Origin of the sequence: Ferrovibrio sp., assembly GCF_019636075.1 — a bacterium.
GTDB lineage: Bacteria > Pseudomonadota > Alphaproteobacteria > Ferrovibrionales > Ferrovibrionaceae > Ferrovibrio.
On record NZ_JAHBYG010000038.1, the window covers coordinates 1 to 26605 of the forward strand.

Sequence of the window (26605 nt, forward strand, 5' to 3'; positions counted from 1 at the left end):
GGTTATATCGCTGAATGAACTGATCACTAACTTGGCTCGCCCCCTCCCGCAATTGAATTGCCGCCTCGTATGATGTTGTTCTTTCAAGAACGAACTGGCCGCGTTGATACCGATTTTGCGAGATGATGCGCCAAGGGTCTAGATCTCGCTCCCGCTTCCCTGGCCCTCTTCCTTGGCCTGCAGCATAATCATCAAAGTGCTCAATCATGTCACGGATTGCCTTGAGAGAATTTTTCGCATCAACAATAAACACTGCATCGAAAACGTTTAGGATATTAGTTGCTTCGTGCTCGACCGCAGACAATTTTTCAAGCGTTTTCACAGTAGTTCGATACAACCAAAGACGGATGATAAAATTTTCCCAGAGATATTCCGTCATAAAGCCTTTATCAGCTACATCATTCGACCGATCAAGCTGCTGCCACGAAAGCACAAGCATATTCCACGCATGCGTATGGCGGGGCTTGAAATAATCCCATATCAGAGTTTGCTCGATAATTTTGAGGGCTTTCAAAAGATGCTTCACTTTCGTAGCAAAGACGTTTGGCCGTTGGGATTGATCGAAGCTCTAAATATTATTCATCGCACATATCTTGCGAATATTATAATTCGCCCCCCACCGCCATAATAAAGGCGGCAAGACTTCACTCCTGAAAAATCGAGATCCTAGGTTTTTATTGGCTAAATTTTTTTATATGCAGAAAACCTACCCCATTGATTGAATATCCAACCGAGCGAAGCCGTGAAACGCAAGGGGCCGCGGTGCCCCCATGCCGAATGGCAGCATCGTGATTTTCCCCTTTCCCAACCGCTTGGGTTTTGTTATACTGCTGTCATGCCCACTGTATTGCGCCAGGATGGTTTGCGGATCGTCATCTACCCGAACGACCACAGACCCGCGCATATCCATGCCATGGCCGCGAGCGGTGAGGCAGTCTTCGTTTTGCATTGCCCGGATGGGCCGCCCAGCCTGCGGGAAAACTATGGCTTCAATCAACCGGACCTCGGCCGTGTGCTTGCTATCCTGAAGGCGCATCTGTCTGCCCTCTGCGGAAAATGGGAGGAGATTCATGGCCATTACTGAACACGAATTCGCACAAGCCGAACTGCGCAGCGCCGAACTGCGAAAGGCCGGTCATGCAGTGACTGCACGCTATGACAAGCGCAGCGACCGCATCATCGTCGGTTTGAATACCGGCGTACAGGTTGCCTTCCCCGCCCAACTGGCCGAAGGCTTGGCCGATGCTGCGCCGGATGATCTGGCTGCAATCGAAATCACACCCACTGGCCTAGGCCTGCATTGGCCCAGGCTCGATGCCGATCTTTACATTCCGGCACTTCTGCAAGGCGTCTTCGGTTCCAAACAATGGGTGGCGGCACAACTCGGCGCCGCTGGCGGCAAAGTCCGCACGGCAGCCAAATCCGCGGCTGCCCGGGAAAACGGCCGCAAGGGCGGTCGACCGCGACGCGTTGGGGCCTGACGGGAAATCGAAAGCGTTAAGCGGTAAACCTTGCCCATTGATTGAATATCCAACCGAACCGCCCGGCGAAACGCAAGGGCGCATCCGTCACCGCAAGGCAGATGCAGGGTTCGTCGGGCATCGCCACCGGCTGATGCTCAACGCCATCATCGGCAATCTCCACATCGCCGCGACGGAACTCGCCGCGCTCGTCGCTGAAGCCGCCGCAGAGCACCAGGGTCATTTCCTCGCCGCCATGGCTGTGCACCGGCATGCCCTGCCCCGGCGCGATCTTGAGCAGGCTGACCATGCCGCCGCTCTTGGACGCCACCGGCAGCGGCAGGCTGCGCAATCCGCTGCCCACCCAGCGCCAGCGCGCCTGATCCAGGCCATCGGGCAGGTATTTGCGCAGCGGCGCCGGCAAGCGGGTATCGCGGCCTGCAACGGCTGCGGCCGTTTCGGCCTTGGCGGCATTCTGGCGTGGCGGCAGGGTGGCCGGCATCGGCCGGCGCAGCGGCTGGACCTCAGCGCGATCCAGCGCCGCTCCGCCCAGGGCTTCCAGCCGGCGCATTTCGTCGCGGCATTCCGGGCAAAGCGACAAATGGCAGGCCACCACCAGCGACCAAGGCTCGGCCAGGCGCCCGACAGCGTAATCCAGCAGCAACTCTGCGGGAATATGATGCCGGGGCGCTGAAAAGTGCGAATCGATGCCGGTCTGGAGCATGGTTTTGCCGGTCTGGAGCATGGTTTTCGTGCAAGCCTTAAGGTGGTATCGGGGATTATACGGCGCAACACGCCGGTTGGATCAAGGGGCGGCGGCTGGTTCAAGCGGTCGACGCAAATGGCGGCATGACACGGTTTTTCTTCTACGGCACGCTTTGCGACCCAGATATCCTGCGGATGGTGCTGGGCTATGCCCCGCAGCCGGATCAACTGGTGCCCGCCAGCCTGGCCGGCTATCGCCGCAAGGTCGCACGTGGCCAGAGCTATCCGGTGCTGCAACCGGCCGCAGGCGGCCTGGTGGAAGGCCTGCTGTTCCAGGCCGCTGGCCCGGCCGATGCCCGGCGGCTGGACCATTACGAAGGCGGCGAATATCTCAGCCTCACCTTGCCGGTCAGGCCGCGCAACAGCCCCAATCCATTGCTGGCCCGGGTTTACCTGCCCCGCCCCGGCCGGCTGCCGGCCGGATCGGGCGATTGGCAATTGGAAACCTGGCAAAGCCAGCACAAGGCCGCCTATATCAAACGCTTCATGCAATAGGATTGCACAGATCATGGCCAACACGCCAAAGCCCAAACAGCCTTTTCCGGTAGACGTGATCGAGCAGAAGCCGCTGTTTCGCAGCCATCTGAAGATCGACCAATATCGCCTGCGCCATGGCCTGTTCGGCGGCGGCATGAGCAGCGAAATGACGCGCGAGGTGGTGTGGCGCCGCGATGCGGTGGTTGTGGTTCCCTACGATCCGCACCGCGACGAAGTGGTGCTGATCGAACAATTCCGCGTTTCCGCGCTGTTCAATAACGACCGCGCCTGGATGATCGAATTCGTGGCCGGCCTGATCGAGGATGGCGAAAGCCTGGAAGACGTTTGCCGCCGCGAAATGCAGGAAGAATCCGGCCTTATCAGCGATGCCCCGCTGCTACCGGTGACCATGGCCTATGCCACCCCTGGATTTTGCAGCGAACGGTTCCATATGTTCTGCGCCCGCGTGGATGCCAGCCAGGCGCGCGGCCTGCATGGGCTGGATGCCGAACACGAGGATATCCGCGTGTTCGCCCTGCCCTTTGCCGACGCATTGAAACGCTGGCAGGCCGGCGAGATGCCGAATACGCCGGTCAGCATCGGGCTGCTATGGCTTGCGCTGCACCGCGAGAAACTACAGCAGAAATGGGAGAATCCCGTCGCTGCATGAACCGCCTTGCCGGCCGGCCTCGCCAGGTGCCTTGCCGCTGGCGGGGGGGCTGGGTATAGACTGCCTGGGCCCGTGAAAGTGATCGGGTAACATAGGAAGGGTTTCATGGATTTCCGCGACGGTTTCATTGAAAGCATTGGCAATACGCCGCTGATCAAACTCAAGCGCGCTTCGGAATTGACCGGCTGCACGATCCTCGGCAAGGCGGAATTTCTCAATCCCGGCGGTTCGGTGAAGGATCGCGCAGCGCTGTTCATTGTGCGCGATGCCGAAGCCAAGGGCCGGTTGCGCGCGGGCGGCACCATCGTGGAAGGCACTGCCGGCAACACCGGCATCGGTCTGGCCCTGGTGGGCAACGCACTGGGCTATCGCACGGTGATCGTGATGCCGGAAACCCAGAGCCAGGAGAAGAAGGATTTCCTGCGTCTATGCGGTGCCGATCTGCGCCTGGTGCCGGCCGTGCCCTACAAGGATCCGAACAATTACGTGAAATATTCCGGCCGCCTGGCCGAAGAGTTGGCCAAGACCGAGCCCAATGGCGCGATCTGGGCCAACCAGTTCGACAACGTGGCCAACCGCGAAGCGCATTACCGCACCACGGGGCCGGAAATCTGGCAGCAGACCGATGGCAAGGTGGATGGCTTCACCTGCGCCGTGGGTTCGGGCGGCACGTTTGCCGGCATCCTGATGGCCTTGAAAGAGCGCAATCCGAAAGTGCGCGTGGCCCTGGCCGATCCGATGGGCGCTGCGTTGTATAACTTCTACAAGCATGGCGAATTGAAGGCCGAAGGCGGCTCGATCACCGAAGGCATCGGCCAGGGCCGCATCACCGCCAACCTGGAAGGCATCACGCCCGACGAGGCCTTCCAGATTCCCGATGAGGAAGCCCTGCCGGTGGTGTTCGATCTGTTGCAGCATGAGGGCCTAGTGCTGGGATCGTCCAGCGGCATCAACGTGGCCGCCGCGATCCGGCTGGCCAAACAGATGGGGCCGGGCCATACCATTGTCACCATCCTGTGCGATGGTGGCGCGCGCTATGCCAGCAAGCTATTCAATCCCGATTTCCTGCGCAGCAAAAATCTGCCGATCCCGCCCTGGATGGCCGCATGACCCAATTCCTGTTTCGCGACGACGCCTATCTGCGTGAATGCCCCGCCACCGTCACCGCTGTGGATGAGCGCGGCTTCCAGACGGATGCCACGATTTTTTATCCGCTGGGCGGCGGTCAGCCCGGTGATATCGGCCGCTTCGAGCTGGAAGACGGCCAGCATGTCGATATCGCCGATACCGTGAAGGGCGATGGCCCCGATGGCATCATCCACAAGCCGGGCGCCGGCAGCGCTTTGCTGAAAGTCGGCCAGCGCGGCACACTGAAGCTGGATTGGGAGCGCCGCCACCGCCTGATGCGCATGCATACCTGCCTGCATCTGCTGTCTGCCCTGGTGCCTTTCCCGGTCACCGGCGGCCAGGTGAGCGACGGCAAGGGCCGGCTGGATTTCGACATGGCCGATCAGATTCCCGACAAGGAAACCCTGACGGCCAAGCTGAACGAATTGATCCAGGGCGATCATGCCGTAACCGCGCGCTGGATCACCGATGAGGAATTGCTCAACAGCCCGGAACTGGTAAAAACCATGGCGGTGAAGCCGCCCATGGGCCTGGGCCGGGTGCGGCTGATCGAAGTGAAGGGCGTGGATCGCCCGCTGGATCTGCAGGCCTGCGGCGGCACCCATGTGGCGCGTACCGGCGAGATCGGCCCGGTGAGCATCCGCAAGGTGGAAAACAAGGGGCGGCAAAACCGCCGGGTCAATATAGAATTCGCCGCCTGAGACGGCTGGGGAGCGAAATTGCAATGTCCTATGTAAATCCCGATGCGCTGGTATCCACCGAATGGCTGGCCGAGCATCTGAAGGCGCCGGACCTGCGCGTGGTGGACGCCTCCTGGTATCTGCCCACCATGAGCCGCAACGGCAAGATGGAATACCAGGATTCCCACATCCCGGGCGCGGTGTTCTTCGATATCGAGGATATTTCAGACACCGACAGCCCGCTGCCGCATATGCTGCCCAGCCCGGAGAAATTCGCCAGCCGCATGCGCCGGCTCGGCATCGGCGATGGTAACCGCATCGTGGTTTACGATGGTTCCGACAACCACCTCTCCGCCCCGCGCGCCTGGTGGATGTTCCGCGTCTTCGGCCATACCGATGTGGCGGTGCTGAATGGCGGCTTCAAGAAATGGCGCGCCGAGGGCCGGCCGGTGGAAGACCTGCCGCCGCTGCCGCGCGAACGGCATTACACCGCCCGGCGCAACGACATGCTGGTGCGCGATATCGAGCAGGTGAAGGCCAACCTGTCCAACCACCGCGAACAGGTGGTGGATGCCCGCAGCAAGGGCCGTTTCGAGGCCACCGAGCCGGAGCCCCGTATCGGCCTGCGTGGCGGCCATATCCCAGGCTCGCTGAACGTACCTTCCAGCCTGCTGACCGACCCCAAGACCGGCCTGTTCCAATCTGCCGATGCCTTGAAGGACATTTTCCAGAAGGCAGGCGTCGATCTCGGCAAGCCCACGGTCACCACCTGCGGCTCGGGCGTTTCGGCCTGCATCCTGATGCTCGGCCTGCATCTGCTCGGCCATCGCCAGACCGCGGTCTATGACGGCTCCTGGACCGAATGGGCCAGCCGATCCGACATGCCGGTGGAACGCTAAGCCAGCGCGCCGCCATGTCGTCGGACAGCATCGCCCGGCCGATCTTTCGTCTGCCGCCTCCCGGCCGGCGGCTGGATGGCCGGCTCGATGTCACCGTGGTCTATCTCGACATGGCCCGCCCAGCCACCGAAGCCGCCAATCCGGCGCCCCTGCTGGGCACCAAACTGGCGCTGCTTAAGCTGGATCGCCCCAATGTGGGATTCTACCGATACTTGTATGATGCAGTAGGCCGGCCCTGGAAATGGGTGGAGCGCCACCGCATGAGCGACCAGGATCTGGCCAGCATCATCCAGCATCCCGAGGTGGAGATTTTCGTGCCCTATGTGGGCGGCGTGCCGGCCGGCTATGTAGAGCTGGACCATCGGCCCGAGCCGGTAAACCCACCCGGCGCACTCAATATCGCCTATTTCGGCCTGATACCGGATTTCATCGGCCGGGGGCTTGGTCCGTGGTTTCTACGCTGGTCCATAAACCAAGCTTTTACCCATAAAATAAATAGACTTACAGTGAATACCTGTAATCTTGATCATGTTGCTGCCCTGCCGCTTTATCAAAAAATGGGCTTCCGCCCTTATGCCACCCGCGAAGTCATCTTCGATCCCCGCCTATAAACTTATATATAAGATTATAATTTCTTCTTAGTAAGTTGTTTTTCTTTAATATAATGCCTTTTAGCCTTCGCACGATTTCCGCAGCCTTCCATGCTGCACCAACGCCGGCGGCGATTGGGGCTGGTATCCAGGAACAGCCAGCCGCAACCAGGCCCGCCGCAGCACTGTACCCGGTCCAGCTTGCCGCTGGTCAGCAGCTCGGCTCCCAGCCGGGCCAGCCTGGGCAACGGCGCTTCCAGGTCATCCGCCGGCCCACCGGTCCAGGCAAAACCAGCCTGGTCAGCCCGCAGGCGCAGCGGATCGCGCTGCAACCATTGGTTAAGTTCGGCAAGCTCTTCCCGAGGCGGCGCCTGCCCCGCCTGGACCGCCCGGATCAGCCGCAGCAAGGCCTCGCGCAGGCTGCGGGCTGCCGCAGCCACGGCCTCCGCCGCTTCGGGCCGGGACCGGCCAAGCGCCTCCAGCCGCCTTGCCTCGGCGGCCTCCAGCACCCCGCCCTCGCGGCACCAGGCCAGCAGGCAGGCATAATCAGGCAGCAATTCCTCGGCCGCGCCCGGCTGGGTGATCGGCCGGTCGCGCCAATCAACCGTGTTGATCAGGTCCAGCGCCGGGTGGCCGCCAACCCGCCCGAGGGATATTATGCGCTCCAAGGCATCCATCTAACCATCATACCGGTTGCCCCACCCAAGTACCAAGGCATAAGTTTGAGCCATGTCTGCCGCCCCAGCCAACGCCGCCGATAAAACCGTCATCACCTGGCATGGAATATTGCGCGGGATGCGCGAGAATGTCGTGATCAGCATCGGCCTGCTGCCTTTCGGCTTCGCCTTCGGCACGGCGGCGGCCTCGGCCAATCTGCCGGTGCTGGATGCCACCTTGATGAGCATCCTGGTCTTTGCCGGCAGCGCACAATTCGCCGCCCTGGGCCTGTGGAGCGCACCGCTGCCGCTGGCTGCGATTGCCGCCACCACACTGATTGTGAATGCCCGGCATATCGTGATGGGCGCGGCGATGCAGCCCTATATGAAAGGCCTGCCGCGCGCCAAGCTGATGCTGGTGGCGGCGCTGATGACCGACAGCAGCTGGGCCTATTCCTACCAGCGGATCGTCTCGGCCGCGCAGATCGGTGCGCAGCGCGATATCGGCATCCTGCTGGGCTGCGCGTTCTTGCAATGGCCGCTCTGGGCCGCCTGCACCGCGCTGGGCGCCTGGCTGGGCGGCGGCAGCCTGGATAGCCGGGCCTGGGGGCTGGATATGGTGATCCCGGCCTATTTCGCCATCACCGTGATCGGGCTTTGGCGCGGCAAGGACGATGCCCTGCCCTGGATCGCGGCTATTCTGGCCACCATCGCCGCGCTGATCTGGATTCCCGGCAACTGGTTCATCCTGATCGGGGGTGCGGCGGCGGGCCTGGCCGGGCTGTGGCTGCCGATGAAAGAGGCCCCCAAGGCTGCCGGGGCGGCGCAATGACCAGCCTGCCGGACTTCCCCTATATCGAACCCATCGTGCTGGCCGCTATCGCGGTGATGGCCCTGGCCACTTACGCCACCCGCCTGGGCGGCTTCGTGCTGATGGGATTCATACCGATCAGCGGTCGGCTGGAACGCTTTCTGCGCCATATGGCCGGCGGGGTGCTGATCGCCATCGTGGCAGCCGCCACCTACCGTGGCGACCCGGCGATATGGATCGCGCTGCCGCTCACCATCGGCCTGCTGCTGATCTCCCGTAAAGCCATGCTGGCCATGATCGGCGGCGTGATGTTCGTGGCGCTGCTGCGGTATCTCGCCGTATTTTAAAGCACTTAGTCGCAAAATTTAGGTCTGGATTTCAAATTAAGCCGCAAGAAAAATCCCTTTATTTACTATTTGTTATCTATAATTTTTAACATGATATTAAGGTTGATATTTGGTTAACGGGGATTGTCTGCATGCCATTCGGTGACCCGCCATAGGCTGCCGCGATATGGTAACGCGGTATAAACCGTGGGCGGCGCCGGCGTGCTGCGGCAAAGCGGGGGCTCGGTGAGCAGACCGCAATGCCGGCCCGCAATGGCGATCTCGTAGCCGCCATGGGCGACCGGCTTTACCGCCTCCACCCGATAGCTCCACCAATAGGCCTGGCGGCGTTGCTCCGTACCGAACAACGCACCTGCAGGCGCCGCGGCCCATACCCGCTGGCACAGCCCCTCGTCTCTCCGGGCGAAGCAGGCCAGCAGGGTTTCCACGGCACAGAGGGCGCTATAGGGCTGGCCGATGCAGTCGCTCTGTCCCGCCGCCCCGTCTGGCCCGATTATGCGATACTGGCCAGGAGGGTCTGGCCGGGGCTCTGCCGCCTGGGCAGCGCCAAACCACAAGGCAAGCGCTGCCGGCAGCCCGACAAGCGCCCCCAGCGCAAACCTGGCGCTCAATGCAGAATCTGGCCCAGGAAGGTCTTGGTGCGCTCGTTCTGCGGGTTGGAGAAGAACTGGTCGGGGGTGTTCTGCTCCACGATCTCGCCGCGATCCATGAAGATCACCCGATGGGCCACCGCCTTGGCGAAGCCCATTTCATGGGTGACGCAGAGCATGGTCATGCCGCCCTCTTCGGCCAGGCCGACCATCACATCCAGCACTTCCTTCACCATCTCGGGATCCAGCGCCGAGGTGGGTTCGTCGAACAGCATGATCTTGGGCTGCATGCAGAGCGAGCGGGCAATCGCCACGCGTTGCTGCTGGCCGCCGGAAAGCTGGCCGGGATACTTCTTGGCCTGTTCCGGGATACGCACGCGCTGGAGATACTTCATGGCGGTTTCTTCCGCCTCGGCCTTGGGCTTTTTCAGCACCCAGATCGGCGCCAGGGTAAGGTTCTCCAGCACGGTGAGATGCGGGAACAGGTTGAAATGCTGGAACACCATGCCGACATCGCGGCGGATGGCCTCGATATTCTTCAAATCGTTGGTCAACTCGGTGCCATCCACGACGATATGGCCCTGCTGGTGTTCCTCCAGCCGGTTGATGCAGCGGATCATCGTGGATTTGCCCGACCCCGAAGGGCCGCAGATCACGATACGCTCGCCGCGTTTCACCGAGAGGTTGACATTGCGCAGCACGTGAAACTGGCCATACCACTTGTTCACATCCTGCAATTCGATCATCTGCTGGCTTGCCATGCTCAAGGTTCCTTTCAACGCTTATGGCCAGTGGCGAGGCGTGCCTCGAGCTGCTGGCTGTATTTCGACATCGAGAAGCAGAATACGAAATAGATGATCGAGACGAAGATGTAGGATTCCACAGCGAACCCCTTCCATGCCGTATCGGTCAGCGATGCCTTGGTGGCATTCATCAGATCGAAGATGCCGATGATCACCACCAGCGAGGTATCCTTGAACATGGCGATGAACAGGCTCACCATGGGCGGGATCACGATCTTCAATGCCTGCGGCAGGATGATCAGCCCGGTCTTTTTCCAGTAGCTGAGGCCGAGGGCATCGGCCGCCTCGTACTGGCCCTTGGGGATTGCCTGCAAACCGCCGCGCACCACTTCGGCGATATAGGCCGCCGCGAACATGATGATGGCGATCTGCGCGCGCAGCAGCTTGTCGATGCTGAATCCTTCCGGGAAGAACAGCGGCAGCATCACCGACGACATGAACAACAGCGAGATCAGCGGAACGCCGCGAATCAGCTCTATATACATGATGCAGAGCGTCTTGATCGCCGGCATGTTGGAGCGCCGGCCGAGCGCCAACACAATGCCGAACGGAAACGCAAAACCGACGCCGAACGTGGCCAGGATCAAGGTGAGCGGCAGGCCGCCCCACTTGGTATTCTCCACATAGCTCAAGCCCAGTACGCCGCCCCACATCAGCCATGAGATCAGCACGAGCCCGATCCCCCAGATGTAAAGCAGGCGGATATTCCAGAACCGCCGCATGCAACTGGCCACGATCAGGGCGATATTCACCAGGGCAGCCAGCAGCGGCCGCCATTGTTCATCGTAGGGATAGAGGCCGAACAGGATCAGACGATGCTTCTCGGCGATGAACGCCCAGCAGGCGCCGCCGCGCGCGGCGCGGCAGGCATCTGCGGTGGGCGAAATCCACACCGCCTTGATCAACGCCCATTCGATGAAGGGCGGCAGGGTGGCGATCACCAGCAGGCCGCAAAGCACGGTCATGATGATGTTGAGCGGGCTGGAGAACAGCCGCTCCCTCATCCAGGCGACAATGCCGGTGCTGCTGACAGGCGGAGCGATATCGGTTTCGCCAGTGATTTCAGGGGCGTTGGTCATGCTGCCGTGTCCCTCACCGCTCTACCAGGGCGATATGCTTGTTGTACCAGTTCATGAACAGCGAGATCGACAGGCTGATGCTGAGATACACGCCCATGATCACCAGGATGCCTTCGATGGCCTGGCCGGTCTGGTTCAACGTGGTATTGGCGATCGACACGATATCCGGATAACCGATGGCGATGGCCAGCGAACTGTTCTTGGTGATGTTCAGATACTGGCTGGTCATCGGCGGAATGATCACCCGCAGCGCCTGCGGCAGCACGATAAGCTGCAGCAGCCGACCGCGCGTGAAACCCAGCGCCGAAGCCGCTTCCCATTGGCCATGGCTGACCGCCAGGATGCCGGATCGCACCACTTCGGCGATGAAACCCGCCGTGTAGATCACCAGGCCGGCCAGCAGCGCCGCATATTCCGGGGTGAGCGTGGCGCCGCCCTGGAAGTTGAAGCCGCGCAACACCGGCACATCGAGCTGCGTGGGCGCGCCGCCGATCAGCCAGCCGAGCAGCGGCAGGCCCAGGATCAAGGCCAGCGAAGACCACATAAGCGGAAAGGTAAGGCCGGTGCGCTCCTGCCGTTTCTTGGCCCATTGCGCCACCACCACCGACAGGATGAGCCCGAGCAGGAAGCCGCCCGCGGCCAGGTCGAAGGCAAAATGATCGGTGGGCGACGGCACTTTGATGCCGCGGTTGGAGATGAATACGCCAGGCATCGGGTTCAGCGCATCGCGCGGCCCGGGCATGATCTCGGTGATCAGCGCATACCAGAAGAACAGATGCAGCAGCAGCGGGATGTTGCGCATCACTTCCACGTAAAGCGACGCAATCTTGGCCAGCAGCCAGTTCTTCGACAGCCGCGCGATACCGATGATGGTACCCAGCAGGGTAGCCAGGATAATGCCCACCACAGCCACGCGCAGCGTGTTGAGGATGCCCACCAGGATGGCGCGGGCATAAGTGTTTTCCGGCCCGAAATAGATCGGGCTTTCACCGATGGCGAACCCGGCTTCCCGCGTGAGGAAGTCGAAGCCGGAAGCGATCTTGCGGGTTTCGAGATTGTGCAGCGTGTTGGAAACCAGATACCAGACGCCGAAGGCCACAAGGCCCAGGGCAATCACCTGATATACGACGGCACGAACCGTCGGGTCATTCCAAGTCAAACGCCGAGCCGGCGGCTTGATGCCGGTACCGTGAGCCGAAGCCATGCGTCCCCCCATGGCCAAAGTGAACCTGATCCCATCCTGTGATGCAGCGGTCCGGTTTGCCGGTACTTACGCCTGTGGATGGGGATTACGCCGTCTTACGCTTACGCACGTCCAATTACGCAACAGAAAAGAACGGCCCGGAACCGTGAGGCTCCGGGCCGCTTTTCAATCCTTAGCGGATCGGCCAGGCATACAGCAGGCCGCCCTTGTTCCATTGTGCATTCGGACCGCGATCCAGCTTCAGCGGGCTGTCCTTACCGACATTGCGCTCGAAGCTTTCACCGTAATTGCCGACCTGCTTGATGATGTTGTAAGCCCACTTCTCATCGACGCCGAGCGCCTTGCCCATGCCCGGGGTCACGCCCAGGATGCGCTTCACGTTCGGGTCGTTGCTCTTCAGCTGCTCGTCCACGTTCTTCGAGGTGACGCCGTATTCCTCGCCCTCGATCATAGCGAACAGCGACCAGCGCACCAGATCCATCCACTGGTCGTCGCCATGGCGCACCATCGGGCCCAACGGCTCCTTGGAGATCACTTCCGGCAGCAATACATGGTCTTCCGGCTTCGGGGTCTGGGTAACACGCACCGAGGCCAGCTGCGAGCGATCGGTGGTCAGCACGTCGCAACGGCCAGCCACATAGGCCGCCACGATTTCGTCCTGCTTCTCGATCACCACCGGCTTGAACTGCATGTTGTTGGTACGGAAGTAATCCGCCAGATTCAGTTCGGTGGTGGTACCCGGCTGCACACAAACGGTGGCGCCATTCAGTTCCTTGGCGCTCTTCACGTTCAGCTTCACCGGCACCATGAAGCCCTGGCCGTCATAGAAGTTCACCGCCACGGCGTTGAAGCCCAGCGCGGTGTCGCGCTGCAAAGACAGCGTGGTATTGCGGGTCAGCACGTCGATTTCGCCCGACTGCAAGGCGGTGAAGCGCTGTACCGGGGTGAGCGGCACCACATCGAATTTGCTGGCATCGCCGAACATGGCGGCAGCGATCGAACGGCAGACATCCACGTCGATACCGGCCCATTTGCCCTGGCTGTCCGGGGCGCTGAAGCCCGAAACACCGGTCGAAACGCCGCAAATCACCTTGCCACGGGCCTTCACCACGTCGAACGTGGTGCCAGCCTGGGCGGCCTGCGCGGCCAAAACCATCACCGCCGCCGCGGCGGCCGTCTTGAGAAACGTCATGGGTTTTCCCCTTCCCTGTTGAAATGCCTTCTCGGCCTGCGGGGTTTTGTTAATTCGCAAGCCTTGTTGTGAAATTACCATGTTGGTGCAATCCCCCGCAAGACAGCCTAACCCTTGGTCTGTGCCAGAAGCAATGCAAACCGATTTGCCTGAATGGTTAGCAGGATTTGGGCCAAGATGTTTTTTTGCCGGTTTTGCGGTACACAAACGGGCAGACACCAAAGCGCCTGCCCGTTTTCGCATCATAACACTATAAGCTGCTCATCCTGACAGCAGAACAATTTTTCGTCAGGGTGCCTAGCGGATCGGCCAGGCATACAGCAGACCGCCCTTGCTCCATTGCGCGTTATAACCGCGCGGCAGGTTCAGCTTGCTGCCCGAGCCCACATTGCGCTCATAGCTTTCGCCGTAATTGCCCACCAGCTTGATGATGTTGTAGGCCCATTTATCGTCCAGGCCCAAGGCCTTGCCCATGCCCGGCGTGACCCCGAGGATACGCTTCACGTTGGGATCGTTGCTTTTCAGCATTTCGTCCACATTCTTCGAGGTGATGCCGTATTCCTCGGCCTCGATCATGGCGAACAGCGACCAGCGCACCACGTCATGCCACTGGTCGTCGCCATGGCGCACGAAGGGGCCAAGCGGCTCCTTGGAAATGATTTCCGGCAGGATCACGTAATCATCCGGATTCGGCGCCTGCAGGGCACGGCCAGAAGCGAGCTGCGAGGCATCCGAGGTATAAACATCGCAACGGCCGGCGAAGAAGGCAGCCACCAGCTCTTCCAGCTTCTCGAACACCACCGGCTTGAATTCCATCTTCTGGGCGCGGAAATAGTCGGCCAGGTTCAGTTCGGTGGTGGAGCCCGATTGCACGCAAACCGTGGCGCCCCCCAGTTCCTTGGCGCTTTTCACGTTCAGCTTCTTCGGCACCAGAAAGCCCTGGCCATCATAGAAGGTGACGCCAGTGGGGTTCAGGCCGATGGCGGCGTCGCGCTGCAGGGTCAGGGTGGTATTGCGCGACAGCATGTCGATCTCGCCCGATTGCAAGGCGGTCAGGCGGGCCTGGGAGGTCAGCGGCGAAAACCGGACCTTGCTGGCATCGCCGAACATTGCAGCGGCAACGGCGCGGCAGACATCCACATCGATGCCCTGCCACTCGCCCTTGCTGTCCGGGGCGCTGAAGCCGCCCAGCGCGGTGTTCACGCCGCATTGCAGGATGCCGCGCGCCTTCACCGCGTCGAAAGTCGCGCCCGCCAGGGCCGGGCTTGCGGCCATGCCAACCGAACCCGCCGCAACCATCGCCAGAACCGCAAAAGCGGTAGCCTTAACCTTTTTCATGGAACCCCACCTGTTATGACACTTTTATGACGATCTTTATGACAGGCGCAGACTGCCTGCTCATACCCGCCAAGGCAAGCCTGTTGGTGGACAAACAATCCGCTCCATCCTGCCGGCAGTAGTTGCGAATGATTATTATATGTACTAAGAGCGTGTTCATCCCCCAGCAATTAAGCCCTTCAACACGCAACAAGGCATGTCCGGCGATCCCTCAGACAGCAAGGCCCTGATCCGTGACGGCGCCTATCCGGCAGATGATCCGGTCGTGCTGTATTACGACGAACTGGTGGCCTTCGTGCGCAGGATGATCGGCGCCAATCCGGGCGTGGACGATATCATCCAGGAAACCTGTCTGCGTTATATCGGCCAGCAGCTTCGGCCCGGCCCCGAAATAGAGAATCCCCGCGCCTTCCTGTATCGCATCGCCGGCAACCTCACCCGCGACCGGCTGCGCCGCAAGCGTACCTATGACGCGGTTTTCTCGCCGGTCGAGGATACCGATTTCGTGGCCGATCCCAGTCCGGGGCCAGAGCGCATCCTGGCGGCGCGGCAGCGCCTGGCGGTGCTGGATCGTGCGATAGACGAATTGCCGCCGCGCTGCCGCGAGGTATTTCTGCTGCGCCGGTATGGCGATATGGCGCCGGGCGAAATTGCCGAGCGACTGAGCATCAGCCGTAACATGGTAGACAAACATCTGCGCGCCGCCCTGCTGCATTTCGCCAAACGGCTGAATGGAGACCGCTGACCCGATGCATTCCGCCCCAATCCCTGCCACGTGCCGCAAACACCTGCGCGTCGCACCTCCTCTTTCGCCTTGGTGCTGCGTCCCATCAAATGGAGGCGGATACAAAACGATCCGCCACCGGGAGGCAAAGGCATCGTGACCAAGCCGCAGGACAGCCAGGCCGACAGCATCCGCGCGCGCGCCATCGACTGGTTCGTGCAAATGGATGGCCGCCAACCCACGCATGCAGAAGCCGAGGCGCTGAAAGCCTGGCTGGCCGCCGACAGCCGCCATCGCCAGGCCTATGGCCAGGTGCAGCAGATGTGGCGCGAACTAGGCATGCTGGAACGCGAAGCCCCGCTGCCGCTGCCGCTATCGCTATCGCTGTCGATGCCGATGCCGCAGCGGCGCATGGGCGGTATCGGGGCTGTGTTCTCCGGCTGGCGGATGGCCGCCACTGCCTCGGCCTTGGCCGCGCTGGCGCTGGTTGCCTTGATCTTCGACCTGCCGATGCGGCTGCGCGCCGATGCCCGCACCGGGATCGGCGAAATCTCCGAGATCATGCTGCCCGATGGATCGAAGGTCACCCTGGGCGCCAATTCGGCCATCGGTATGGATTATACGGCGCAGCGGCGCGGCTTGCGGCTGTTGCGCGGCGAAGCCTTGTTCGAGGTGGCCGCCGATGCCGAACGGCCCTTCGAGGTATTGGCAGCCGAAGGCATCCAGCGCGCGCTCGGCACTGCGTTCACCGTGCGGCTGCTGCCCGATGGCGCCGACGTAACCGCCTTGGAACACCAGATCTCCGTCAGCTATCCGGCCAGTAGCAAAAATGCCGTCACGCTCTCTCCCGGCCAGCGGCTGCGTTATGGCGAGCGTATCGGCCTTGGCCAGGTGCGGCCCGGCGACACCGCTGCCGCTGCCGCCTGGGCACGCGGCAAGCTGGTCTATGTGGATCAGCCGCTGCATCAGGTGATCGACGAATTGAACCGCTATTATAAAGGCCGGATCGTGATTTCAGACCGCACCCTGGCCAGCCGCCGGATCAGCGGCGTGTTCGAGACCAAAGACCCGCTGGCCACCCTGGATGCCATCGAGCGCTCGTTGCATCTGCAATCCAGCCGCTATGGCTGGCTGGTCCTGCTGCATAACTGATTTCTAAAAAAATCCGTTCCGTCACCTCCTCAATGGCATTGCCACTGCGTCATAGACATTGCGACGCATTTGCATTGAGGGTGAGATGTTGAGTTTTTCTCTGGTTTTCCAAGGTTTTTTTCGCAGGCTTTCAACCTGCGGCATGGCAGTCTTGCTGGCCGGCAGCAGCCTGTTGGCCTTACAAGCAGATGCTCAAGCTCAAGCGCAAGCGCAAGCGCAGGCCCGGGATCAAGCCCGGCAAACCTCCGGCCTGACCAATGCCGCGAGCCGCAATTACGCCATACCGCCGGGCCCGCTGGCCCAGGCGCTGAACCGCTTCGCCGATGAAAGCGGGCTGCAGCTGATCTACGATGCCAGCATTACCGCGAATATCGCTACCGCCGGGGTCAGCGGCAGCCATTCGCCCGCCGATGCCCTGCAGGCCCTGCTGAAGAATAGCGGCCTGGGCTTCCGTGTCACCGGCAGCAACGCCATCACGCTTTACCGTCTGCCGCCCGACCAGATCAAGGCCGGCAGCGAAGCCACTGCCCTGCCCGCCATCTCGGTGCTGGGCACGGCGCAATCGCGCTACGAAAGCCGCCATGCCGAAACCGGCAGCCGCTTCGACAAGGATGTGATCGATATCGGCCGCAGCGTGGATATCATCCCCGAGCAATTGCTGCTGGATCAGCAGGCCCGCGAACTGGAAGACATCTATCGCATGTCGCCCAACGTGGTGAACATGGATGGCTTCGGCGGCACGCGCGAGGATTACCTGATCCGCGGCTTCCGCCGCCGCGACGACACCTATCGCAACGGCGTGCGCATCAAGAGCAACAGCCGCATCGATCCCGGCACGGTGGACAATGTGCAGATCATCAAGGGCCCGGTGGCCGATATCGGCCAGATGTCGCCGGGCGGCCTGGTGAACATCATCACCAAGAAGCCGGAATTCGAGGACAAAGGGAGCGCCGAACTGAATTTCGATGAATACGGCCAGCGCCGCGCCATGGGAGACATCACCGGCGCCCTGGATACGGAAAAAACCCTGGCCTACCGCATCACCACATCGGCGGAAGATACCGACACGTTCCGCAAACTCGATGTTAAACGGCAATTCCTTTCCAGTTCGCTGCTTTGGGAACCCGAAAGCGGCGCCAGCGTGAAATTCAATTATGAATTCAGCAACGACGAACGGCCGCTGGATCGCGGTTTCGTTACCGCCGTCAGCAACGGCCAGCGCAGCATCGTCAACGCCTCGCCCAGCACGCGGTTCGACCAGCCCAACCTGAACAAGCGCGACGCCACCTATCATCTTGCCGAGGCTGATTTCTCCGTGCCGCTCGGCAACAGCGCCTGGACGCTGGAAAACAAACTGTTTTTCCTGCAGGAAAAAACCGACGACATTCGCGTGGAAGTGACCGCCGTAAGCGCTGCCGGCGTGTTGACCCGCCAGGTGCAGGGCAACCGCGACCGCGTGCTCACCACGCGTTTCGGCCGTTTGCAGGCCAAGGGCGAATTCGACTACGTGTTGCCCACCAAACTGGCCACCGGCATGGAGTATCATGAGCAGATCGAACGTTGGACGAATTTCAGCGGCGCGACGCAGGTGGGCGGCACGGTGGGCAATCCCGGCAGCTTCACCGTGGTGGACAATAGTGGCACGCCCAATTCGTTGTCCGATGCGCATGTGCAGCAACGTTCCTTCGGCCCCTTCGTGCAAACCGATATATCCCTCACCGATCAGCTTACGCTGACCCTGGGCGCCCGCTATGAATTTTACGATGGCGCGTTTCGGCAGCGGAACAACATCTCGGGCGCCGTGACCGATGGCGACCCGGCCATCGAAGGCAAGTTCACCAAGGCGGCGGATCTGGTCTGGAAGCCGGAAAAGAGCTTGGCGCTGTATCTCTCCTACGCCGATACATTCCAGTCGCAGAACATATACGGCGGCAACAATACAGTGGTGATCCTGGCGCCCGAACAGGGCCGCCAATATGAAACCGGCGTGAAATGGAGCGGCCTGGACGGCAAGCTGTTCCTGGGCGCCAGCCTGTTCGATATCGAACAGGACAACGTGGTGGAAACCGTAAACGGCCAGCCTGTACTCACCGGCGGCATCCGCTCGCGCGGCGTGGAATTGTCCGCCATCGCCAATCTCTACAAGGGATTCAACCTGCGCGGCAGCCTGGGCCGGCTGGGCTCGGAAGTGGTAAGCACGGGCGGCAATAACGGCAATCGCCCAACCAACACGCCTGCAACCACAGCGGCCCTCTGGGTCAGCTATGAATTCCAGGAAGCCGGCTCGCCATTGCAGGGCCTGGGCATCGGCGCCGGCGCATCCTATGTGGGTAATCGCTATGGCGACACCGCGCATACATTCGAACTCGGTTCCTACACGCTGTTCGATGCCGGCATCTGGTATTACCTGCCGATCAACCAGAAACTCCGCGCCCGCTTCGATCTGGGCGTGAAGAACATCACCGACGAGGAATATTTCGTCGCATCCGGCGGCAATTTCCGCATTGCCGTCGGCTCGCCGCGCACAGTATTCACCGGCGTAAGGCTGGAATTCTGAAGCGACGATGGAGGAATGGCTGCTGAGTGGCCTGTTGCTGGGCGGTTGCGCCGCCGGCACGCTGGCATCGCTGCATAACGGACAGGCCGCTCGCGCCGCTTTTGCATTGCCGCTGCCGCGCGGCTTCTGGCAGGCTCTGGCCTGCCTCTGGCTGCTGGCGTCGCTTGTGCTGGCCGGCTGGGCTTACGGCGCGCTGCTCGGCAGCATGTTCTGGCTTGCCGGCATCGCCCTGCTGGGATCTGCGGCGGTGGGCCTGAGCGGCGCATGGCCGCGCAGCGCCGGATGGCTGGGCCTGGCAGCGCCTCCCGTATCGGCATTGTCTGCGGCATGGCCATGGATCGCGCCATGATCGGCCGGCTGTTCGCTGCCATATGCGGCGCCATACCGGCGGCCTATCTGTTCGGCTTCGCCATGGCGCGCAGCCTGCATCATCCGGCGCCGACAGACGATGTGCGGGCCGGCAGTCTCATCATCGTGCTTGCCTGGTGCCTGCTATGCCCCATCGCCGCGGCCCAGCGCAGCATTGCCAAGGCCTGGCTGGTGATCGGCCTGGCCACTGCCGGCGCATTGGTCTGGCTCGCCCTCACCTGGCTGATCTGACATGCTGCACCGCGACCGCATCGTTGCCCTCTACGACCTGCATTCCTGGGCCGGGCTGATTTTCGGCCTGCTGATCTTCATCATCTGCGCATCCGGCGCATTGGCTGTGTTTTCCACCGAGTTGGATCATTGGGCCAATCCCTCGCTGCGCACCGATCCGTCGCTGCCGCAAACCCTGGATGCCGATGCCGCATTGGCACGCCTGTCGCCGCTGGTGCCGATCAGGCCTGATCGCGCAACCACCCTGGCCTTGCCCGGCGCCCATCCCGGCCTCTACAGCCTGGCAACCCCCAATTCGGCCGAACGCCTGAACCGCACCTATCTGGATGCTCATAGCGGCAAGCTGACGGCGCCGCGCGAAAGCCACATGTACTGGTATTTGCGCCACCTGCATGTGCGGCTGATGAATCACTGGTATGGCCGGGTGTTCATCGGCCTGATCGGCATGGCGATGCTGATCTCCGTCGTTACCGGGATATTGATTCACCAACACCCGGTGCGCGGCCTGTTCCGCATGCGCTGGCGACCCGGCAAGGGCATGCGCGCCTTCATGGCAGACCTGCATAAATGGCTTGGCGTCTGGGGCATGCTGTTCCATCTGATGATCGCTTTCACCGGCACCTGGCTGGGGATCGATTACCACCTGCTGGCACCGCCGGTAGGGCTGGCGAAATACGATGGCGATGCGGATCGGGCCCGCAACGCGCTGAACCGCAACACGCCGCCGCCAAGCGCCGAAACCATGCCGATGCTGGCATTGCAGCCGCTGGTGCAGCGTGCCCAGGCGGATATTCCTGGCTTGCTGCCCACTTATATCAGGCTGGACAATTGGGGCCGCAGCAATGCCGTGGTTACCATCGCCGGCAACCTGCCCTACAGCCTGGTGACAGAGCGCGGCAGCCATGTGCGTTATTCCGGCAGCGACGGCAGCCTGATCGCAAAGCAGGATGCGCGCGAACAAGGTTTCTGGCCGCAGGTGATCTCGGCGATGGGCCCGCTGCATTACGGTTATTTCGGCGGCACCTGGATCAAGCTGCTCTATCTCGGGCTCGGCCTGATGCCGGCGGTGCTGGCTTTGTCGGGTTGTGTGATCTGGTATGAACGGCGCCAGCGCGTGAAACGCGCCGAGGCGGCGCAAACAGCCGTGGCCGCAAGCCGCGCCGCGCATATCGTCGCCGCGCTGTTTGCCAGCGGCTGGGTTGCTCTGCTGCTGGGCCTGGTGGCGCCCAGCCTATCGGCCCTGGCCGGCTGGCCGATCGGCACAAACCCGATGACGCCGCTTTTCTGGTGGCCGTGGATCGCTCTGGCGCTGGGCTTTCTGTGCCTGCGCAATGCGGCCCTGATCGGCGCCGTGGCAACGGCACTTTCCGCCCTGCTCTGCCTGCTGGCTTTCGGTGTTACCTGGCGGCCGCCGTTGGATGGCATCGTGATCGGGGTTGGCATCGCAGCCCTGCTCTGCGCGCTGCTGCATGGCTGGCTGTGCCGCCTGTTCTGGCAGGCATCCGCACAAACTCACCAGATACCGCGCAAGACCTCGACAGCGCCGAGCACCACGGCATAACGCAGTGCCTTGCCGATCCCCACCAGGATCAGGAAGCGCCCGAAGGGATAGCGCAACAGGCCTGCGGCGAAGGTGAGCGGATCGCCCACGATGGGCAGCCAGGCCAGCAACAGGCCGGGCCAGCCCCAGCGCTGAAACCGCGCTTCAGCGGCGGCAAGGCTGGCCGGCTTGACCGGAAACCAGCGCCGGTTTCGGAAATGGCCCAGATAGGCGCCCATCGCCCAATTGATCGCCGAGCCCAGCAGGTTGCCGGCGGTGGCCACCAGCAACAGCAGCCAGGCCGGCGCCAGGCCGGCGGCATGGGCAGCGGCCAGCGCGGCTTCCGAACTCAACGGCACCAAAGTGGCGGCCAGCAGCGACCAACCGAACAGGCCCAGCAGCGAAACAGACCCATCCATTAAAGCGGCGAGCCCTCGCCCAGATCCCAGAACAGCCCGGCCATCATCGCCAGGCCCTGGCGCATCACCGGCAGCAGGATATGTTCGTTGGGCGCGTGCTGCGAACAGGCGGCATAGGAATGCGGCACCCACACCGTGGGCAGGCCCAGGGTATCGGCGAACACGTCGTTGGGCAGCGAACCGCCCAGATTGGGCAGCAGCGCCGGCTTCACGCCCGTGGTGCGGCTGACCGATTGCAGCGCCCAGCGCACGAAGGGATGCTCGGGATCCAACCGCGTGGCATCCATGATCTCGGCCCGCGCCTGCGCCACCTGCACCATGCCCAGGCCGTGCCGATCCAGATGCCGGCGCAGCGCGGGCAGGAATTGCCTGTAATCGGTGCCCACCACGAAGCGGATCTGGCAATGGGCGCTGGCCTGGCCGGGAATGGCATTCACCGGCATGTCGGGATTGCCGGTCTTGAAGGCCAGCACATCGAAGCTGCACCAACCATACACCCGCTCGGCCGGCGTGAGGCCCGGCTCGCCCCACCAGGTGTCGATCTGCGGTCCATCCTCGCCGCCGCTCACCGCGCAATCGGCAAGCGCAGCCCGCACGCTGGCCGGCAATTCCGCCGGCACCCATTCCGGGATGCGGATCTGGCCCGTGGGCGAAACGATGCTGCTGATGGCATGGGCCAGCGTGATGCCGGGATCGGCCAGCAATCCGCCCCAATTACCGGAATGATGCGCGCCCTGGCGGTAATTCACGCTCATATCGAAATTCAACGCACCGCGCGCGCCGCAATACAGCGTGGGCCGCGCCGGATCGAGACGTGGGCCATCGGAAGCAAGAAACAGATCGCAGCCCCATTCCTTGCGATGCATGGCGCAGAATTCCTGCAAACCCGGCGAGCCGATTTCCTCGCCGGTCTCGATCACCAGCACCATGTTGAAACCCAGGCGGCCACCCCGCACGCCCAGCACGGCAGCCAGCGCGCCGATATTCACGCTATGCTGGCCCTTGTTGTCGGCAGTGCCGCGGCCATACAGGCGGTCGCCCTCCTGCGTCACCGCCCAGGGCGACAGGCCGGCCCGCCATTGTGCATCCTGGCCGCGCACCACATCGCCATGGCCGTAAGAGAATACCGTGTGTTTCGCTCCCGGCTCGCGGCGGATCGCCACCAGGAAGGGCCAGCCCTTGGGGTTGGGATTGGGATGCACTTGGCAGGCAAAGCCCAGCGGTTCCAGGGTGGCGCGCATTTCGCGCTCCAGATAGTCCGCCATGGCCGAACCGCGCTCGGCATTCTGGCTTTCGGTCGGGATCGCCACCCGGCGGGCCAGATCGGCAACGAAGCCGCCCTCATCGAGATAGCGGGTGGCGGCTTGGATGGCGGCGTCGCGGCTCATGGTCTTCCTCCGGCTAAAGCGGGCCCCGCACTGGAAAGCCGGCCCCGGCTTTGCGATAGTGGCACCCGACAAGGAGTATGCCGATCATGCGCGACGAAACCAAGCTTGCCACCCTGGGCCGCGACCCCGAAGGCCATCATGGGGCAGTGAATATCCCGGTCTACCGGGCCTCCACCATCCTGCAGCCCGATCTGGCCACCCTGCGCAAAGTGCAGCAGGCCCGCGAACGCGATGAGCAGGTGGTAACCTATGGCCGCATCGGCACGCCGCTCACCTATGCGTTCGAGAATACCCTGGCCGAGCTGGAAGGCGGCTATCGCGCCATCAGCTTCCCCTCGGGTGCGGCGGCTTGCACCGGCGCCATCCTGGCCGCCACCAAGGCCGGCGACCACCTGCTGATGGTGGATACGGTTTACGGCCCCACCCGGCAATTCTGCGACACCGTGCTGAAGCGCTTCGGCGTGGAAACCACCTATTACCCGCCCACCATCGGCGCCGGCATCCGCGACCTGCTGCGCCCCAACACCACGGCCGTGTTCACGGAATCGCCGGGTTCGCTCAGCTTCGAGGTGCAGGATATTCCGCTGATCGCCGAGATCGCCCATAGCCATGGGGCACTGGTGTTGATGGACAATACCTGGGGCACACCGCTCTATTTCAAATCCTTCCAGCATGGTGTGGATCTCTCGATCCATTCCGCCACCAAATATATCGTCGGCCATTCCGATGCCCAGCTTGGCGTGGTGATCGCCACCAAGGAAGCCTGGCCGACCTTGCGCGAAACCACCCGTACCATCGGCACGGCAGCCGGCCCCGACGAAATTTTTCTCGGCCTGCGCGGGCTCCGCACCATGGCGGTAAGGCTGGAGCGCCATATGAAAAGCGGCATCACCGTGGCTGAATGGCTGCACGGTCGGCCCGAGGTGAGCCATGTGCGCCATCCCGGCTTGAGCAACGATCCCGGCCACGCCTTGTGGAAGCGCGACTTTCTGGGTGCCTGCGGGCTGTTTGCCGTTGAATTGCAGCCCGGCGTAAGCGAGGCGGCAGTGGCCGCTTTCGTGGATCATCTGGAACTGTTCGGCATCGGCTATTCCTGGGGCGGCTTTGAAAGCCTGGTCACCGTGGCCCAGCCGCATCGGCTGCGCAGCGCCGAACCCTGGAACGACAAGCCGCCGATGCTGCGCCTGCATATCGGCCTGGAAAACACCGACGACCTGATCGCCGATCTCAAGGCCGGTTTCGACCGCCTGAACAAGGCAAGCTGAAAGGCCCGCCATGAGCGACATCCTGGTTTCCTCCGCCGATGGCATCACCACCCTGGCCTTCAACCGGCCGGACAAGAAGAACGCCATCACCGCCGCCATGTATGCCGCGTTGGCCGATGCGCTGGAAGCCGCCGATAAGGATGCCGCCATCCGCGCCGTGCTGATCACCGGCACGCCGGGCTGCTTCACCGCCGGCAACGATCTGCAGGATTTCCTGGCCAATCCGCCGCGCGGCAACGACAGCCCGGTGGCCCGCTTTCTGCGTGCCATCAGCACCGCCCGCAAACCGCTGGTGGCGGCCGTAACCGGCGTTGCCGTGGGTGTCGGCACCACCATGCTGCTGCATTGCGATCTGGTTTATGCGGCAAAAAGCGCCAGGCTTTCGCTGCCTTTCGTGAATCTGGCGTTGGTGCCGGAGGCAGCATCCAGCCTGCTGTTGCCGCGCACCATCGGCAATCGCCGCGCCGCCGAATTGCTGCTGATGGGCGAACCGATCGAGGCCGAAAAAGCTGCCGCATGGGGCCTGATCAATGCAGCAGTGGACGACGATGCGCTGGCCGAAACCGCGCTGAATGCCGCCCGCAAGCTGGCCGCCAAGGCGCCCCAGGCGCTGGCATTGAGCAAGCAACTGATGAAGGCCAGCCCCGAAGAAATCGCCGCCCAGATGCAGGCCGAGATGGTGCATTTCAGCGCGCAACTGCAATCCGCCGAAGCGCGCGAGGCGATGACCGCGTTTTTCGAGAAGCGGCCGCCTAAATTCGGCTAGACGATATTGCCGCCACGCGTGGTAAGCAGCACGCCCAGCAAAGCCACCGGAGCCAGGAAGATCGCCACCGCCGGAATCACCAGCGGGGTCCAGGCAATCGCCAAAACGGCAACCAGCATCAGCACATTGATCAGGAACAGCGCAATATTTGCGCCTGTGCCAGCGAAATCGCTGGTCTTCACGGTATCGTCAGACATCAACCACCCCATCGCAACCGGTAATGGCTTAGATGTATCGCGCTGGCGAAGCGCTGCCGATTGACCAAAACGTCGCGCTGCAAAATGTCGCAGCATGGATAAACCGGGAGTGCACAAACCCTGCCAATTGGTGGGGGCGATGGAGCATATTTCGCTGTTCGACGGGCCGGACCTGGCGGCCATTCTGAGCCGGCGCGGCTAAAGCCATAACCGGTTATGGCGGCGGCCAGTCGCGGGCGCCGTGCAGCACGCGCAGAATATGGATTTCATTTCCGGTAATTTCGTAGATCAGCAGCCAGGGCAGGTCAGGAATCACCAATTCGCGCGTACCGGCAACGCGGCCTGATCGGCCGCGCTCGGGAAATATACGCAGCGCGGCGGCTAAGGCGTCGATCCGCTCCACGATATTATCCGCAGCCGCCGGATTGCGCTCAGCAATATACGCATCGAGTTCGTCGAGATCCTGCTCGGCTTCCGGCGACCAGATCAGTTGCATGACAGATCAGCGCTTGCCCCGGCGCATGCGCCAACGCTGCATCACAGCTTCGTGGTCCGAGCCTTGGCCGGCACGGATAGACTCCCGGCCTGCTTGTACGGCGGCACTGAAGGCAGATTCCTTCTCCACCTGCTCGCGCAGCATTTCATTCAACACCCAGGATTTGCTGCGGCCCTGGGCGGCGGCGATGCGCTCCAGGGCTTCATTCAGCTCGGGATCGATGCGGGCAGTGATGGTGGCGGTCTTGGGCATGCGAATACAATGTAATACATTGTATTCGAAATCAAGCCAATATCACCGCGCCTGGCATTCGCGGCACAGCCCAACCACCTCAATAGTCTGGCGCTCCACCGCAAAGCCGATGCCCGCGGCTTTTTCGCGGATACGCTGGCCAAGCTGGCCATCGCTGATTTCAGACGCCATGCCGCAGGATCGGCAGAGAAAGATTTCCTCATCGCGGGCATGGCCTGGATGGCTGCAGCCGATAAAGGCGTTCAGGCTTTCCACCCGATGCACCAGGCCGCTTTCGATCAGGAAATCCAGCGCGCGATACACCGTGGGCGGCGCCACCTTGCGGCCATCCCGGCCCAGTTCGCCCAGCAGATCATAGGCGCCGGCCGGCTTATGGCTGTTCCAGATCAATTCCAGCACGCGGCGACGGATCGGCGTCAGCTTGGCGCCGATGGTCTGGCAATGGCTTTCCGCTTTTTCCAGCGCATCGCTCACGCAAACCGCGTGGTCGTGGTGGTGGTCGGGAAAGGAATGCGGGGCATGCATGAACGGGTACTCCTGACGATTCCCGCCAGTATACC

The 26605-nt window shown here is 62.2% G+C and carries 33 protein-coding genes; 18 read left to right on the top strand and 15 right to left on the bottom strand.

Going from position 1 to position 26605, the window contains the following annotated elements; all coding sequences use genetic code 11:
- The coding region (locus KF827_RS14845) for a hypothetical protein (RefSeq protein ID WP_291007058.1) at nucleotides 1-526 on the bottom strand (526 nt) is incomplete at its 3' end.
- A gap of 216 nt (nucleotides 527-742) precedes the next feature.
- On the opposite strand from KF827_RS14845, the gene KF827_RS14850 reads away from it, so the two are divergent.
- Nucleotides 743-1084 carry a DUF4160 domain-containing protein gene (locus tag KF827_RS14850; RefSeq protein ID WP_291007059.1) on the top strand — a complete coding sequence of 114 codons (342 nt, stop codon included), beginning with the start codon at nucleotides 743-745 and terminating at the stop codon, nucleotides 1082-1084.
- On the top strand, nucleotides 1071-1481 hold the full coding sequence (locus KF827_RS14855; RefSeq protein ID WP_291007060.1) for a DUF2442 domain-containing protein: 411 nt from the start codon (nucleotides 1071-1073) through the stop codon (nucleotides 1479-1481). The genes KF827_RS14850 and KF827_RS14855 overlap by 14 nt, the downstream gene beginning before the upstream one ends.
- Before the next feature lie 16 nt (nucleotides 1482-1497).
- Here KF827_RS14855 and KF827_RS14860 read toward each other — a convergent pair whose 3' ends face one another.
- On the bottom strand, nucleotides 1498-2205 hold the full coding sequence (locus tag KF827_RS14860; RefSeq protein ID WP_291007061.1) for a ChrR family anti-sigma-E factor: 708 nt from the start codon (nucleotides 2203-2205) through the stop codon (nucleotides 1498-1500).
- A gap of 104 nt (nucleotides 2206-2309) precedes the next feature.
- On the opposite strand from KF827_RS14860, the gene KF827_RS14865 reads away from it, so the two are divergent.
- From KF827_RS14865 to KF827_RS14890, 6 genes are all read left to right on the top strand, one after another.
- Nucleotides 2310-2720 (top strand): gamma-glutamylcyclotransferase family protein, encoded by a 411-nt coding sequence (locus KF827_RS14865; RefSeq protein WP_291007062.1) that lies wholly within the window; start codon nucleotides 2310-2312, stop codon nucleotides 2718-2720.
- A gap of 13 nt (nucleotides 2721-2733) precedes the next feature.
- The gene (locus KF827_RS14870) at nucleotides 2734-3372 is read left to right on the top strand and encodes an NUDIX domain-containing protein (RefSeq protein WP_291007063.1); all 639 of its coding nucleotides are present in this window, start codon (nucleotides 2734-2736) and stop codon (nucleotides 3370-3372) included.
- A gap of 105 nt (nucleotides 3373-3477) precedes the next feature.
- Complete coding sequence (locus KF827_RS14875) at nucleotides 3478-4482, top strand: cysteine synthase A (protein WP_291007064.1); 1005 nt, start codon at nucleotides 3478-3480, stop codon at nucleotides 4480-4482.
- Entirely contained in the window at nucleotides 4479-5201 is a 723-nt protein-coding gene (locus tag KF827_RS14880; protein WP_291007066.1) for an alanyl-tRNA editing protein, read from the top strand. Before KF827_RS14875 ends, KF827_RS14880 begins: the two co-directional genes overlap by 4 nt.
- Before the next feature lie 23 nt (nucleotides 5202-5224).
- A complete protein-coding gene (gene sseA / locus KF827_RS14885; RefSeq protein WP_291007068.1) occupies nucleotides 5225-6079 on the top strand; it encodes a 3-mercaptopyruvate sulfurtransferase in 855 nt (284 codons plus the stop codon).
- A 14-nt stretch (nucleotides 6080-6093) separates the two neighbouring features.
- Complete coding sequence (locus KF827_RS14890; protein ID WP_291007070.1) at nucleotides 6094-6690, top strand: GNAT family N-acetyltransferase; 597 nt, start codon at nucleotides 6094-6096, stop codon at nucleotides 6688-6690.
- Nucleotides 6691-6704: 14 nt separating this feature from the next.
- On the opposite strand, the gene KF827_RS14895 is transcribed toward KF827_RS14890, so the two are convergent.
- Entirely contained in the window at nucleotides 6705-7346 is a 642-nt protein-coding gene (locus KF827_RS14895) for a CGNR zinc finger domain-containing protein (RefSeq protein ID WP_291007072.1), read from the bottom strand.
- 52 nt (nucleotides 7347-7398) lie between these two features.
- Here KF827_RS14895 and KF827_RS14900 point away from each other — a divergent pair, with 52 nt between their 5' ends.
- Entirely contained in the window at nucleotides 7399-8157 is a 759-nt protein-coding gene (locus tag KF827_RS14900; RefSeq protein ID WP_291007074.1) for an AzlC family ABC transporter permease, read from the top strand.
- Complete coding sequence (locus KF827_RS14905) at nucleotides 8154-8483, top strand: AzlD family protein (RefSeq protein WP_291007075.1); 330 nt, start codon at nucleotides 8154-8156, stop codon at nucleotides 8481-8483. Before KF827_RS14900 ends, KF827_RS14905 begins: the two co-directional genes overlap by 4 nt.
- A gap of 113 nt (nucleotides 8484-8596) precedes the next feature.
- Here KF827_RS14905 and KF827_RS14910 read toward each other — a convergent pair whose 3' ends face one another.
- The 6 genes from KF827_RS14910 to KF827_RS14935 all read right to left on the bottom strand — a co-directional run bounded on the left by KF827_RS14910 (nucleotide 8597) and on the right by KF827_RS14935 (nucleotide 14689).
- Nucleotides 8597-9094: a hypothetical protein gene (locus KF827_RS14910; protein ID WP_291007077.1), complete on the bottom strand. Its 498-nt coding sequence runs from the start codon at nucleotides 9092-9094 to the stop codon at nucleotides 8597-8599.
- Nucleotides 9091-9834 (bottom strand): amino acid ABC transporter ATP-binding protein, encoded by a 744-nt coding sequence (locus KF827_RS14915; RefSeq protein WP_291007079.1) that lies wholly within the window; start codon nucleotides 9832-9834, stop codon nucleotides 9091-9093. Before KF827_RS14915 ends, KF827_RS14910 begins: the two co-directional genes overlap by 4 nt.
- Before the next feature lie 14 nt (nucleotides 9835-9848).
- Nucleotides 9849-10955, bottom strand: coding sequence for an amino acid ABC transporter permease (locus KF827_RS14920; protein ID WP_291007082.1), 1107 nt, complete (start codon nucleotides 10953-10955; stop codon nucleotides 9849-9851).
- A 13-nt stretch (nucleotides 10956-10968) separates the two neighbouring features.
- Nucleotides 10969-12159, bottom strand: coding sequence for an amino acid ABC transporter permease (locus KF827_RS14925; RefSeq protein WP_291007084.1), 1191 nt, complete (start codon nucleotides 12157-12159; stop codon nucleotides 10969-10971).
- A 172-nt stretch (nucleotides 12160-12331) separates the two neighbouring features.
- The gene (locus KF827_RS14930) at nucleotides 12332-13351 is read right to left on the bottom strand and encodes an amino acid ABC transporter substrate-binding protein (RefSeq protein WP_291007086.1); all 1020 of its coding nucleotides are present in this window, start codon (nucleotides 13349-13351) and stop codon (nucleotides 12332-12334) included.
- Nucleotides 13352-13648: 297 nt separating this feature from the next.
- Nucleotides 13649-14689: an amino acid ABC transporter substrate-binding protein gene (locus tag KF827_RS14935; RefSeq protein ID WP_291007088.1), complete on the bottom strand. Its 1041-nt coding sequence runs from the start codon at nucleotides 14687-14689 to the stop codon at nucleotides 13649-13651.
- A 196-nt stretch (nucleotides 14690-14885) separates the two neighbouring features.
- Here KF827_RS14935 and KF827_RS14940 point away from each other — a divergent pair, with 196 nt between their 5' ends.
- The 6 genes from KF827_RS14940 to KF827_RS14965 all read left to right on the top strand — a co-directional run bounded on the left by KF827_RS14940 (nucleotide 14886) and on the right by KF827_RS14965 (nucleotide 21283).
- Nucleotides 14886-15434, top strand: coding sequence for a sigma-70 family RNA polymerase sigma factor (locus KF827_RS14940; protein ID WP_291007090.1), 549 nt, complete (start codon nucleotides 14886-14888; stop codon nucleotides 15432-15434).
- A 135-nt stretch (nucleotides 15435-15569) separates the two neighbouring features.
- On the top strand, nucleotides 15570-16565 hold the full coding sequence (locus tag KF827_RS14945) for a FecR domain-containing protein (protein WP_291007092.1): 996 nt from the start codon (nucleotides 15570-15572) through the stop codon (nucleotides 16563-16565).
- A 142-nt stretch (nucleotides 16566-16707) separates the two neighbouring features.
- Nucleotides 16708-19122 (top strand): TonB-dependent receptor, encoded by a 2415-nt coding sequence (locus KF827_RS14950; protein ID WP_291007094.1) that lies wholly within the window; start codon nucleotides 16708-16710, stop codon nucleotides 19120-19122.
- 7 nt (nucleotides 19123-19129) lie between these two features.
- Nucleotides 19130-19471, top strand: coding sequence for a hypothetical protein (locus tag KF827_RS14955; protein WP_291007096.1), 342 nt, complete (start codon nucleotides 19130-19132; stop codon nucleotides 19469-19471).
- On the top strand, nucleotides 19450-19722 hold the full coding sequence (locus KF827_RS14960) for a hypothetical protein (RefSeq protein WP_291007097.1): 273 nt from the start codon (nucleotides 19450-19452) through the stop codon (nucleotides 19720-19722). Before KF827_RS14955 ends, KF827_RS14960 begins: the two co-directional genes overlap by 22 nt.
- Nucleotide 19723: 1 nt before the next feature.
- Nucleotides 19724-21283 carry a PepSY-associated TM helix domain-containing protein gene (locus KF827_RS14965; protein ID WP_291007098.1) on the top strand — a complete coding sequence of 520 codons (1560 nt, stop codon included), beginning with the start codon at nucleotides 19724-19726 and terminating at the stop codon, nucleotides 21281-21283.
- On the opposite strand, the gene KF827_RS14970 is transcribed toward KF827_RS14965, so the two are convergent.
- Nucleotides 21235-21681 (bottom strand): YqaA family protein, encoded by a 447-nt coding sequence (locus tag KF827_RS14970; RefSeq protein ID WP_291007099.1) that lies wholly within the window; start codon nucleotides 21679-21681, stop codon nucleotides 21235-21237. The genes KF827_RS14965 and KF827_RS14970 overlap by 49 nt on opposite strands.
- Nucleotides 21681-23069, bottom strand: coding sequence for a M20 family metallopeptidase (locus KF827_RS14975; protein ID WP_291007101.1), 1389 nt, complete (start codon nucleotides 23067-23069; stop codon nucleotides 21681-21683). Before KF827_RS14975 ends, KF827_RS14970 begins: the two co-directional genes overlap by 1 nt.
- Before the next feature lie 86 nt (nucleotides 23070-23155).
- Between KF827_RS14975 and metC the strand changes: the two genes are divergently transcribed.
- Complete coding sequence (metC, locus tag KF827_RS14980) at nucleotides 23156-24334, top strand: cystathionine beta-lyase (RefSeq protein WP_291007103.1); 1179 nt, start codon at nucleotides 23156-23158, stop codon at nucleotides 24332-24334.
- A 10-nt stretch (nucleotides 24335-24344) separates the two neighbouring features.
- Entirely contained in the window at nucleotides 24345-25100 is a 756-nt protein-coding gene (locus KF827_RS14985) for an enoyl-CoA hydratase (RefSeq protein ID WP_291007105.1), read from the top strand.
- On the opposite strand, the gene KF827_RS14990 is transcribed toward KF827_RS14985, so the two are convergent.
- The 4 genes from KF827_RS14990 to KF827_RS15005 all read right to left on the bottom strand — a co-directional run bounded on the left by KF827_RS14990 (nucleotide 25097) and on the right by KF827_RS15005 (nucleotide 26570).
- Nucleotides 25097-25297, bottom strand: coding sequence for a hypothetical protein (locus KF827_RS14990; protein ID WP_291007107.1), 201 nt, complete (start codon nucleotides 25295-25297; stop codon nucleotides 25097-25099). The genes KF827_RS14985 and KF827_RS14990 overlap by 4 nt on opposite strands.
- A gap of 214 nt (nucleotides 25298-25511) precedes the next feature.
- A complete protein-coding gene (locus KF827_RS14995; RefSeq protein ID WP_291007109.1) occupies nucleotides 25512-25793 on the bottom strand; it encodes a type II toxin-antitoxin system RelE/ParE family toxin in 282 nt (93 codons plus the stop codon).
- Between the two features lie 6 nt (nucleotides 25794-25799).
- A complete protein-coding gene (locus KF827_RS15000; RefSeq protein WP_291007111.1) occupies nucleotides 25800-26045 on the bottom strand; it encodes a ribbon-helix-helix domain-containing protein in 246 nt (81 codons plus the stop codon).
- 42 nt (nucleotides 26046-26087) lie between these two features.
- Entirely contained in the window at nucleotides 26088-26570 is a 483-nt protein-coding gene (locus tag KF827_RS15005; protein WP_291007112.1) for a Fur family transcriptional regulator, read from the bottom strand.
- Nucleotides 26571-26605: the final 35 nt, after the last annotated feature.